The following is a 10,666-nucleotide window of genomic DNA, read 5'->3' on the forward strand; positions in this document are numbered from 1 at the left end:
CGCCCCTGGTAAGCACCCGAAGCGCCCCTGCTGCCCCTCTTACGGACGCCCGGCCCTCTTCTACTCAACCGGCACTGACCAAAGGGCCGCCTTCGACCGGAAAGCGCCCCCGGTCGCCACGCCCAACACCCCTCAGCTCATCAGCGCGCGCCGCAGCCGCTCGGGGTCGACCTTCCAGAACGTGTGCTGCTCACCGTCCACCAGCACCACCGGAATCTGCTCCCAGTAGGCCCGGTGAAGTTCCTCGTCCTCACTGATGTCCTTCTCGTCCCAGGACGCGCCGGTCTCCGCGCACACCCGCGCCACCACGGAACGCGCTTCATCACAGAGATGGCATCCGGGTTTGCCGATCAGCGTGACCTTCCGCCCGTCACCGGGCCGCTCGCCGCCGGCCTTCTTCTTGGTACGCCGCCACACAGGACTCATGGGCCCATTCTCCGCCCGGCCGGCATCCCCTCCGAACATCCCCCGGCGCCCTTGAGCCACACCCCGAGCCACACCCCCGAACCACCCGCTCCGGCCCCCCGCACGCCGGACCTCCACGGCGAGCCGGTCACACCCCCGACCAGCGCTGGACGACCTCCCGACACTCCGCCCCGGCCCCGGCGACACTCCGCTCCGCAGGCGTGTCACCCAGAGTTCACCCGCTGGCGCCCCGGCGTGTCGGGAAGTTCCGAACAGACTGGCTATGCTCGCCACATGGCCGCACTGGGATGGCTCACCCCCCGTAGGCGCTCCGCCACCGCACGGAGCGTCCTCGCAGGCGAGGCCGCAGCCGAGGCAGCTCGCAAGACATCACAGGAGCTCGTACCGCCCGCCGGTGCCGAGGAGTCCGACACGCCGGTTTTCCCGGTCCTGGGCGATGTACGGGCGGCGGCTTTCTTCGACCTGGACAACACCGTGATGCAGGGCGCCGCGCTCTTCCACTTCGGCCGGGGCCTCTACAAGCGCAACTTCTTCCAGCGCCGCGAACTGGCCCGGTTCGCCTGGCAGCAGACCTGGTTCCGTCTCGCCGGGGTCGAGGACCCGGAGCACATGCAGGACGTCCGCGAATCCGCCCTGTCCATCGTGAAGGGCCACCGGGTGGCCGAGTTGATGAGCATCGGCGAGGAGATCTACGACGAGTACATGGCGGAGCGGATCTGGCCGGGCACCCGCGCACTGGCCCAGGCCCATCTCGACGCCGGCCAGAAGGTCTGGCTCGTGACGGCGGCCCCGGTGGAGACCGCCACGATCATCGCCCGACGCCTCGGCCTGACCGGTGCGCTCGGCACGGTCGCCGAGTCGGTGAGCGGTGTCTACACCGGCAAGCTCGTCGGCGAACCCCTGCACGGCCCCGCGAAAGCCGAGGCGGTACGCGCACTGGCCGCTGCCGAGGGCCTGGAACTGGCCCGCTGCGCCGCGTACAGCGACTCCCACAACGACATCCCGATGCTGTCGCTCGTAGGACATCCATACGCGATCAATCCGGACACCAAGCTGCGCAAACACGCGCGCGAACGCGACTGGCGCCTGCGCGACTACCGGACCGGCCGCAAAGCGGCCAAAGTCGGCATCCCGGCAGCGGCCGGCGTGGGCGCCATCGCGGGCGGTACGGCGGCTGCCGTGGCCATCCACCGCCGTCGCCGCTAGTCTCCGCGGCCCGAACACAGTTCCGCGGCCCATCGGGAACCATCGTCGCCACACCCTTGAAGAGACAGATCGCGAACAAAAACGATCACCAAATGCTCACTATCTGCTACCTGAACCGTCATTCCGGCATAACAGAAGCGACGGAAACGACGATTTGAGCAACTGGGTGTAGCACTGCCTGTACGAAGCGTTATTCTCCTCAGACGCATACGGGTCCCGCTCGTCGCCACGACGAGTGAACGGTCCCGCACTGCACGTGATGGAAGCTCTGCCTCTGGGAGTCCCGTGTACCCACACGTCGGGGTTGACACCTCGGGCCTGGCTACGCTTCGCGCGGCGGTCCTTGACCACTTGCGCGGTTTCGTCCCCACCGCGTACGCCGTCCCCGCCCTCGCCATGCCCCGCCTTGCCACCAGCGGTTCTGCCGCCCCCTGCTACGCACTGGCCGACGGCTTCAAGGAGGGGTCGACGCGCGGTGCCATCGTCGAGGGGCGACGAGGTCGTGCAGCCTCCGGCCGTGGGTTGGTCAGACGGACCGGCCGAGCCGGTGGGGGCGCCTCAACCGCCCCGTCCGCCCCCGCCTCGTCCGGCAACTCCACCGCCTCGACACCCGCCAAGGTCCGTCGGCCCACCGCCGACAGCGACAGCGCCCGCATGATGGAACTGGTCGAGCGCGCGCAAGCGGGCGAGGCCGACGCCTTCGGCCGGCTCTACGACCAGTACAGCGACACGGTCTACCGCTACATCTACTACCGCGTCGGAGGAAAGGCGACGGCGGAGGACCTCACCAGCGAGACGTTCCTCCGCGCCCTGCGCCGCATCTCCACCTTCACCTGGCAGGGCCGCGACTTCGGCGCCTGGCTGGTGACCATCGCCCGCAACCTCGTCGCCGACCACTTCAAGTCCAGCCGTTTCCGGCTGGAGGTGACCACCGGCGAGATGCTCGACGCCAATGAGGTCGAGCGCAGTCCGGAGGACTCCGTCCTGGAGTCCCTATCCAATGCCGCGCTGCTGGAAGCGGTGCGGAAACTCAATCCTCAGCAGCAGGAGTGCGTGACCCTGCGCTTCCTGCAGGGCTTGTCGGTCGCGGAGACCGCCCGGGTGATGGGCAAGAACGAGGGTGCGATCAAGACCCTCCAGTACCGTGCCGTACGCACCCTGGCCCGCCTGCTCCCCGACGACGCCCGCTGACCGACCTCAACTAACAATCGGTGACGCCTCGATGACGCACTGGTCCGATCATCCTTCGCGCGTAACCCAAGTGCCGCGACACTCGTTGTGCGGGATGCAGGCTCCCTGTGGTCACGCCATGCCCGCAGCCACTCACTCGATCGTGTGGATGCGCTCACGGCGTGCAACCTTCCAAAACCCCAGGGGAGTCGATCGTCATGACGAGAGGAGGTGCCGCCAGTGATCGCGAACGTATCGGCGCACCGGCGGGCGAACGCCTTCGCCAAGGCCCTGGAAGACCAGGTAGCCGGACAGCCGGACGAGTCGGTCGAACAGACCGAACACGGACGGATGTTGGCTCTGGCGACCGGTCTCGGCGAGCTGCCGAGGCCGGAGATGGACCCCGAGGTCAAGGTGGTGCAGCGGGCACAGCTCGTGGCAGCCATGGAAGCCATGCTCCAAGAGGGCACGGCGGCCGGAAGCGGGACCGCCCTGGCCTCGGGGTCCACCGTTCCGGAGCAGCGGAGAGCCGGGCGCGGCGCCCACCGCGCATCCCCGCTCCGGAAACTGCGACCACGCTCCCGCTGGTCGAAGGGCCTCGCGGCCGGCGGATTGACCGTCACCGTCGCCGCGGGCGCCTTCGGCGGGGTGGCCGCTGCCAGTTCCGACGCCCTACCCGGTGACACGTTGTATGGGCTGAAGCGAGGGATGGAGGACATCCGGCTCGGCATGGCCGACGGCGACACCGATCGCGGCGAGGTCTACCTCGATCAGGCATCCACCCGCCTGAGCGAAGCTCGCCGACTGATGGAGCGCGGACGGGCCGGCGCACTGGACCATGAGTCCCTCAGTGAAGTCCGCCGCGCGCTCAACGGAATGCGTCACGACGCCACCGAAGGCCACCGCCTACTCCACGCCGCCTATCAACGGGATGGCTCTCTGGGCCCCATCCAGAAGCTGAACACCTTCTCCCGAGCCCACCGCGATGCGTGGAACGGACTACGGGACCGACTTCCGGTGCAGCTCAGCGACGTGGGCAATGAGGTGAACAATGTCTTCAACGCCATAGACCAAGAGGTCAGCCCGCTCCAGTCGCTGCTACCCACCCCACCGGAGCAGGGCCGCGGTTCCCAGCGCACCAGCAGCACCTCATCCGAGGCTCCCGGTCGTTCGCCCTCTCCCGGTCGGCAACCGACTCCAGCGGCATCCAACGCCCCCGACAACTCCACCGGCGCGGAGAGTGATCCGCGCCCCTCGGGCGGCTCCACGCCGGCCAAGGAGAAGGGACTGCTGGACGGCGATGTGAGCGGCTTGCTCGACCCGCCGCAGAAGAACAACACTCCGCCACCGTCTTCAGGGAAGAACACACCGGCCCCGGCGCCGGATGTCACCATCCCGCCCCTGCTCCCGGGCATCATCCCGGATCTGGGGCTGAACGTGGAGAACGAACGCTAGGGCACGGCAGTGGGGTGGGGAGGACATCGGTCCTCCCCACCCCCTTCCGTTGTTCCCTCTGAACTCGCGCAGCAGCCAGCCCCGGACACCACGCCAACCGCCCAGCCCTGGACGAGACCGCCGAGGGAGCCCTTCGACGCGCACTGGGCAGCGGTAATCGGCCGTTCGGCAGCGCGAGTTGCGTTGGACAGGCCCGCGGGCTCCTGGAGGGCCTCGGCAGTGTCCTGGAAGAGCTAGAAGAACACCGACCGCCGCTGCACCAGCAGCTTGTACAGCGTGTGCTGGATTTGCTCCCGTACCTGATCCGTCAGATTGAACATCAGCATCGGATCCTCCGCCGCCTCAGCCGGATACCCCGATGTCTCGATCGGTTCCCCGAACTGAATGGTCCACTTGGTCGGCAGCGGCACCGCTCCCAGTGGCCCGAGCCAGGGAAACGTCGGCGTGATCGGGAAGTAGGGGATGCCCAGCAGCCGCGCCAGCGTCCTGGAGTTGCCGATCATCGGATAGATCTCCTCGGCTCCGACGATCGAGCAGGGCACGATCGGCACGCCGGCCTTCAGCGCCGTCGAAACGAAACCGCCCCGCCCAAACCGCTGAAGCTTGTAGCGGTCGCTGAACGGCTTCCCGATGCCCTTGAAGCCCTCCGGCATCACCCCGACCACCTCGCCCCGCTGAAGCAGCCGCTCCGCGTCCTCGGTGCAGGCCAGGGTATGACCGGCCTTGCGCGCCAGCTCATTGATGACCGGCAGCACAAAGACCAGATCCGCAGCGAGCAACCGCAGGTGCCGCCCGGCGGGATGGTTGTCATGGACCGCGACCTGCATCATCAGTCCATCCAGCGGCAGGGTGCCGGAGTGATTGGCCACCACCAGCGCCCCGCCCTCCGCCGGAATGTTCTCGATGCCCTTCACTTCGACGCGGAAGTAGTTCTCGTACAAGGGACGCACAAGCGACATCAGTACCTGGTCGGTCAGCTCCTTGTCGTAGCCGAACTCATCAACCTCGTAGTCACCAGTGACGCGCCGCCGGAGAAAGGCCAGTCCGCTGGCGACGCGTCGCTCCCAGCCGTCGTCCGCCACGGCCTCATGGCTCTCGTCCACCGAACCACCGGACCGCTCGCCCGCCGCTGCCTGCACCGCAGACGGCGGTACAGCGGCCCCATGGAGCGTCCGCACCTTCTGCCGCACCACCTTGGGCTCGGCCCTGCCCTGGCCGCTCACCGCGCCGCTCGGGGCTCCCGCGCCGCCCGCTGAGCGCCGGCGCCCCGAGCGCTGCGCGCCGTTGCGCGTCCGGTCGTCGTCGAAGGGAATGACCTTGGCGTCCGCCATCGTGCCTGCGCTCCTTATCCGGCCTTATCCGGCGTCGCTCTGAACCGTCTGGACCTTTGAGCCGCCCCCGCGCGCCAGACGAGCGCCCAGGGACTCCGCCACCTGGTCGACCGCCCGCGCAAGGCTCTGCGGGGGCAGCAGCCCAACTCCCCGGCTGCGAGCGAAATCGGCGAATGTCTCCGCGGTGGTGAACCTCGGCTCAAATCCCAGTGTCTCGCGCATCTGTGCGGTACTCACCACTCGCCCGTGGGTCAGCAGCCGGATTTGCTCTGGCGAAAAGTCGGTGATCCCGACCGTACGCAGCGCGGAACCGACCCATTTCACCGCCGGCAGCAGCACCGGCAGCGTCGGCCGGCCCAGCCGCCGTGAGCACTGTGAGAGCAGCAGCACCCCATCGCCGGCGATATTGAAGGTGCCGCTGTTGAGCGTGCCCCGTCTCGGCTCGCGCAGTGCCCTGCTCAGTACGTCCATCACATCGTCCTCGTGGACGAACTGAAGCCGCGGGTCATAGCCGAACACGGTCGGCAGCACCGGTAGCGAGAAGAACTCCGCAAGCGGAGAGTCCGCGCACGGCCCGAGGATGTTGGCGAACCGCAGTACGCATACGGCGACATCGGGCCTGCGCCGCGCGAAGCCGCGGACGTACCCCTCGACCTCGACCGAATCCTTGGCGAAGCCGCCGCTGGGCAGGGCCTTGGCCGGGGTGGTCTCGGTGAAGACGGCGGGGTCACGCGGAGCGGAGCCGTAGACACTCGTCGTGGACTTCACCACCAGGCGCCTCACATGGGGCGACTTCTGGCAGGCTCCGAGCAGCTGCATGGTCCCGATGACATTGGTCTCCTTCACCGCGGACCAACCCCCGGCGCCCAGGGGCGTACCGGTGACATCCAGATGGACGACGGTGTCGACGGCGTGCTCCGCCAGTACTCGCCCTATCGTCGGCTGGCGGATGTCGGCCTGGACGAAGTCAGCGCCGCCGAGATGGTGCTCGGGCCGTACGGCGTCGACGGCGATCACTCGGTCGACGTCGGGGTCCCGCTGCATACGGCGCACGAGACGTCCTCCGAGCTGCCGGGCCGCGCCGGTGACGAGTACGACCTTCCCCAAGATCAGCGCCTTCCTTCCGTTTCCACCAGGTCCGGTGAGTCCGCCTTCAGCGTCACCGTAGCGCCTCGGCGTTGCGCTGTGATGACGCGCGACGCTCCTTTTGCCGGGTATTGCCAGCGGGGACGCGGCATCGGCCCAAACAGCACCGAGCAGCCCGACACAGGGGAGGACTCCCGCAGTCCCCAGCTCCCCGGACCATCGGAGGAACCACCAGAAGGCGCGGGGAAATCAACGCACTGCGGCCCCTCCACCTGGTGGTGGAGGGGCCGCAGTACTACGTACAGCTGTCGCTTTACTTCTTGTTACGACGCTGAACGCGGGTGCGCTTGAGCAGCTTGCGGTGCTTCTTCTTAGCCATCCGCTTGCGCCGCTTCTTGATAACAGAGCCCACGACTACCCTCGCTCACTTCTCTTCACTCGGTGCGGGGCGTCTGGGCCCACACGACCTACGTCGGTCCAGCCTACCCGGCGGAGCATCGAGGGTGTAATCCGAGGCAGTCGCCCTAGTCCCGCTATGCGGATTCCACCCCCACGAAAGACTCGCGGAGGTAGTCGTGCACCGCTTGCTCCGGTACCCGGAAGGACCTCCCCACCCGAATCGCCGGCAGATGACCACTGTGCACCAATCGGTACACCGTCATCTTCGACACCCGCATCACCGAGGCGACTTCCGCCACGGTAAGAAACTTGACCTCGTTAAGAGGCCTCTCGCTGCCAGCAGCCATGACCCACCTGTACCTTCCGCACATGACGCACACCGGCTTCCCCTCCGGTGACTCTTCGTCGCTGTGCGCTCACTCCCCAGACTAGGGGCGGGTGGTGCGAGTGGGGAAGAGGAGCAGCCATCGGCCGCCTACTGTGACAGACACGCTCGATTGAGTACATAGCGCGTCAGCGGGCGGTAGTAAGCAGACCGCACGCCGTCATCGAGGGGTACGGCTACGGCCACTCGCCCCTCCGCCTCGCCGACAAAGAGCGCCGGGTCATCCGTATCGGCCAGGCCGATGGCCTCAAAACCCAGCTGACCTGCCCCGCAGACCCATCCATGGTCCCCGATCACCAGGTCCGGGAGGGGTCCTCCCGCCTCCGCAAGACCCTCCAAAGCGGTACGCAACGGCAGCGGGGAATGGGTGTGCGCGCCGGTCTCACGCCCTGCGCCCCGTGCGCCGGGTGCCCGCACCAGCGCGACTCCCCGTACGTACTCAAGGTTGTACGTACGTACGCCGAACCGGGTCGTTATGTCGACACATCGCCCCTCCGCCGGGGTGAGAACGAGACATCCAGCCGCCGACAGCGCGTCTGCCAGCCCGGCGTAGAACCTCAGCAGTCGATGTGGATGTCCGGTCCCCAGCAGCACGGCCCCCCGCCGCGCGGCCACCTGGCCCAACCGTTCGGCGAAGGCGTCGAGCGCCCGCAGCGTCCGCTCGGGGTCGATGACATCGGGTCCGACCCGGTGAGCGGGGTCGGCCGAGACCCCGCATCGATCCGCCATCAGCGCCATCACGTCCCAGGCGCTCCACTCTCCCAGCGCCGCCAACCCGAGGGTGACGCGGGGGTCTCGGGCGGCGAAGAGGCGATAGCTGCGCAGACTCCCCTCCCGCTGGGTCCCCACGGTCCCGGCCAGACGGGTCGCTAAGAGATGCGCGCGCAGCGCTCGGGTGCTCGACACAGCAGCGATACTCGCGGATGGACCCCGCGAGGAACACCAAAAGCGGTTGCACGGCGCACAGTTGGCGTAATGCCAGCCACCCGCAGGAAGGCTCACAAGGCCCTGAGGGAGCGGAACAGGAGCACCAGAAGGGTTTCCCTACCCCTACACGTCATGGGCGCGTCAGGGCCGCCTCAAACGCCCAGACGCCGCATCGGGCAAACAGCCGCCGACTGGTGGCGGGTGTGGTTCATGGGAATGGGAGTCCCCGTTACGGGAGCAGTCCGCGCAAAGGGAACACCGAGCGACGCGTCGCCAGCACCGCCTGGTCCAATCGGTCCGCCGGGTCATACCCCTCGCCCCACGCCCGCCAGACGGGCTTGCGTCCGTCGGTCATCCGTCGGGGCCCTGGCTGACGCGTACGCGCGTACACCTCGTCCCGCCACTCAGACGGAATGATCGATTCGGGGTCTACCGGCGCATGGGCGGCGATGCCGACCAGATGCGTCCACGATCGCGGGACCACATCCACCACGGCGTACCCACCGCCGCCCAGTGCCACCCAGCGGCCGCCGTCGGCGTACTCATGCGCCAGCGCGTGGCAGGATTCCTGGACGACTCGCTGTGCGTCCAGCGAGACCGCCAAATGCGCCAGCGGGTCCTCGAAATGGGTGTCGGCCCCGTGCTGGGTCACCAGCACCTGTGGGCGGAAGTCCGCGATCAGTTCGGGAACCACCGCGTGGAAAGCGCGCAACCAGCCCTCGTCACCCGTACCGGCCGGCAGCGCCAGATTGGCGGCAGAGCCCTCTCCCGGGCCGTCGCCACCGGTCTCCGAAGGCCAGCCGGTCCCGGGGAACAACGATCCCGGATGCTCATGCAGCGAGATCGTCAGTACCCGCGGATCATCCCAGAACGCCGCCTGGACGCCGTCCCCGTGGTGCACGTCCACATCCACGTACGCGACCCGCTCAGCGCCCAACTCCAGCAGCCTGGCAATGGCCAGGGAGGCGTCGTTGTAGACACAGAACCCGGCCGCGCCTCCGGGCATCGCGTGGTGCAGCCCGCCCGTGAAGTTCACCGCATGCGTGGCTTCCGCGCGCCACACCGCCTCGGCGGCGGCGACCGACTGGCCCGCGATCAGTGCGGACGCCTCATGCATCCCCACAAACGCCGGATCGTCGACAGTGCCCAGGCCGTACGCCTGGTCCGCCTCCCGCGGGTGCGCGGACGCGGCTTTCACCGCCGCCACATAGTCCTCCCGGTGTACGAGCCGGAGCGTGGAGTCGCCAGCGGACTTGGCCGCCCTGACGTCCATGGCCTTGTCCAACCCGTACGCCCGCACCAAGCCCATGGTCAGCGCGAGCCGCACCGGGTCCATGGGGTGGTCGTCCCCGAAGTCGTACCCGGTTACCGCCTCGTCCCACATCAACCATTCGCGGCCACTCATACCCGCCACCGTATCCGTGCCTCCTCCCCGACACCGAACGGGCCCAGGGCATCGGAGAGAAGAAGAGACGCGGTGAGGTCACCCCAGCAGCTCGGGTAGCTCGGCCATCTCCGCGAAGTAGCCCTTCGCGCCCATGAGCTTCTCCTCGGGCGTCATCGCGGTGAACCCGTACACATCCATTCCCGCGGCGATCGCAGCGGCCACTCCAAGGGCGCTGTCCTCAACGACCACGCAGCGCTGGGGAGTGACTCCCATGCGTTCGGCGGCATACAGAAAGAGGTCCGGTGCGGGCTTTCCCCGTCCGACGTCCTGCGCGCTGAAGACAATCTCCTGGGGGAACCAGGCGTCGAGTCCGGTCTTCCGGTGTCCCACCCGAATCCGCTCATGGCTACCGGAAGATGCCACACAGTAGGGAACTCCCCCGGCGGTCAGCCACCGCAGAAGAGCGGTCACACCGTGGACTACGGCAAGTTCCCGCTCAAAGGCCTCGAAGGTCCGGGTGTGAAGCGTCTTGTCGAAGTCGTCCGGCAGTTGCTGGCCGGTCCTCTCCATCACCAGATCGTGTACGCGATGCACCGCCGCCCCCATGTAGTCGCGGAGGGAGTCCTCATAGGAGGTCGGGTGCCCGAGCTCGGTCAGATAGCTGGCCAGAATGGTGTTGGCCACAGGTTCGCTGTCAACGAGTACACCGTCGTTGTCGAAGATGACGAGGTCGTAGTCCATCCCGTCACCCTAAAACAAGGGTCTACAGCGCTTTGAACGCAGAAATGCCTCAACCCCCGCACCATGGGTACGGGGGTTGAGGCTAAAAATTGTTCGGCGGTGTCCTACTCTCCCACAGGGTCCCCCCTGCAGTACCATCGGCGCTGAAAGGCT

Annotated in this window: 11 protein-coding genes; 3 read left to right on the forward strand and 8 right to left on the reverse strand. The window is 67.8% G+C overall.

Annotated features, from left to right (window positions below; translation table 11 throughout):
• Positions 1–132: 132 nt before the first annotated feature.
• Positions 133–426, reverse strand: coding sequence for a glutaredoxin family protein (locus NBG84_RS38140; protein ID WP_250924309.1), 294 nt, complete (start codon positions 424–426; stop codon positions 133–135).
• 273 nt (positions 427–699) lie between these two features.
• Here NBG84_RS38140 and NBG84_RS38145 point away from each other — a divergent pair, with 273 nt between their 5' ends.
• The 3 genes from NBG84_RS38145 to NBG84_RS38155 all read left to right on the forward strand — a co-directional run bounded on the left by NBG84_RS38145 (position 700) and on the right by NBG84_RS38155 (position 4,257).
• The gene (locus NBG84_RS38145; RefSeq protein ID WP_250924310.1) at positions 700–1,632 is read left to right on the forward strand and encodes an HAD family hydrolase; all 933 of its coding nucleotides are present in this window, start codon (positions 700–702) and stop codon (positions 1,630–1,632) included.
• 285 nt (positions 1,633–1,917) lie between these two features.
• Positions 1,918–2,823 carry an ECF subfamily RNA polymerase sigma factor, BldN family gene (locus NBG84_RS38150; RefSeq protein WP_250924311.1) on the forward strand — a complete coding sequence of 302 codons (906 nt, stop codon included), beginning with the start codon at positions 1,918–1,920 and terminating at the stop codon, positions 2,821–2,823.
• Between the two features lie 219 nt (positions 2,824–3,042).
• Positions 3,043–4,257, forward strand: a complete 1,215-nt coding sequence (locus NBG84_RS38155) for a DUF5667 domain-containing protein (RefSeq protein ID WP_250924312.1) — start codon at positions 3,043–3,045, stop codon at positions 4,255–4,257.
• Between the two features lie 233 nt (positions 4,258–4,490).
• On the opposite strand, the gene NBG84_RS38160 is transcribed toward NBG84_RS38155, so the two are convergent.
• The 7 genes from NBG84_RS38160 to NBG84_RS38190 all read right to left on the reverse strand — a co-directional run bounded on the left by NBG84_RS38160 (position 4,491) and on the right by NBG84_RS38190 (position 10,513).
• Positions 4,491–5,588 (reverse strand): lysophospholipid acyltransferase family protein, encoded by a 1,098-nt coding sequence (locus NBG84_RS38160; protein ID WP_250924313.1) that lies wholly within the window; start codon positions 5,586–5,588, stop codon positions 4,491–4,493.
• A gap of 24 nt (positions 5,589–5,612) precedes the next feature.
• Positions 5,613–6,695, reverse strand: coding sequence for an NAD-dependent epimerase/dehydratase family protein (locus tag NBG84_RS38165; RefSeq protein ID WP_250924314.1), 1,083 nt, complete (start codon positions 6,693–6,695; stop codon positions 5,613–5,615).
• A gap of 292 nt (positions 6,696–6,987) precedes the next feature.
• Positions 6,988–7,086 carry a 30S ribosomal protein bS22 gene (locus NBG84_RS38170; protein ID WP_003948845.1) on the reverse strand — a complete coding sequence of 33 codons (99 nt, stop codon included), beginning with the start codon at positions 7,084–7,086 and terminating at the stop codon, positions 6,988–6,990.
• A gap of 121 nt (positions 7,087–7,207) precedes the next feature.
• Complete coding sequence (locus NBG84_RS38175) at positions 7,208–7,420, reverse strand: helix-turn-helix domain-containing protein (RefSeq protein WP_003958488.1); 213 nt, start codon at positions 7,418–7,420, stop codon at positions 7,208–7,210.
• Between the two features lie 128 nt (positions 7,421–7,548).
• Positions 7,549–8,364, reverse strand: coding sequence for a phosphatase (locus tag NBG84_RS38180; protein WP_250924315.1), 816 nt, complete (start codon positions 8,362–8,364; stop codon positions 7,549–7,551).
• A 250-nt stretch (positions 8,365–8,614) separates the two neighbouring features.
• Positions 8,615–9,790, reverse strand: coding sequence for an acetoin utilization protein AcuC (locus NBG84_RS38185; RefSeq protein WP_250924316.1), 1,176 nt, complete (start codon positions 9,788–9,790; stop codon positions 8,615–8,617).
• 78 nt (positions 9,791–9,868) lie between these two features.
• Entirely contained in the window at positions 9,869–10,513 is a 645-nt protein-coding gene (locus tag NBG84_RS38190; protein WP_250924317.1) for an HAD family hydrolase, read from the reverse strand.
• Positions 10,514–10,666 lie beyond the last annotated feature (153 nt).

This window comes from Streptomyces albipurpureus (genome assembly GCF_023701525.1).
In the GTDB taxonomy this organism is placed as follows: Bacteria; Actinomycetota; Actinomycetes; order Streptomycetales; family Streptomycetaceae; genus Streptomyces; species Streptomyces albipurpureus.

What these genes read in the sequence shown, in the direction of transcription:
- NBG84_RS38175 (WP_003958488.1), bottom strand. Translation starts at nt 7,420, where the DNA reads ATGGCTGCTGGCAGCGAGAGGCCTCTTAACGAGGTCAAGTTTCTTACC.
- NBG84_RS38190 (WP_250924317.1), bottom strand. Translation starts at nt 10,513, where the DNA reads ATGGACTACGACCTCGTCATCTTCGACAACGACGGTGTACTCGTTGAC.
- NBG84_RS38145 (WP_250924310.1), top strand. Translation starts at nt 700, where the DNA reads ATGGCCGCACTGGGATGGCTCACCCCCCGTAGGCGCTCCGCCACCGCA.
- NBG84_RS38185 (WP_250924316.1), bottom strand. Translation starts at nt 9,790, where the DNA reads ATGAGTGGCCGCGAATGGTTGATGTGGGACGAGGCGGTAACCGGGTAC.
- NBG84_RS38140 (WP_250924309.1), bottom strand. Translation starts at nt 426, where the DNA reads ATGAGTCCTGTGTGGCGGCGTACCAAGAAGAAGGCCGGCGGCGAGCGG.
- NBG84_RS38160 (WP_250924313.1), bottom strand. Translation starts at nt 5,588, where the DNA reads ATGGCGGACGCCAAGGTCATTCCCTTCGACGACGACCGGACGCGCAAC.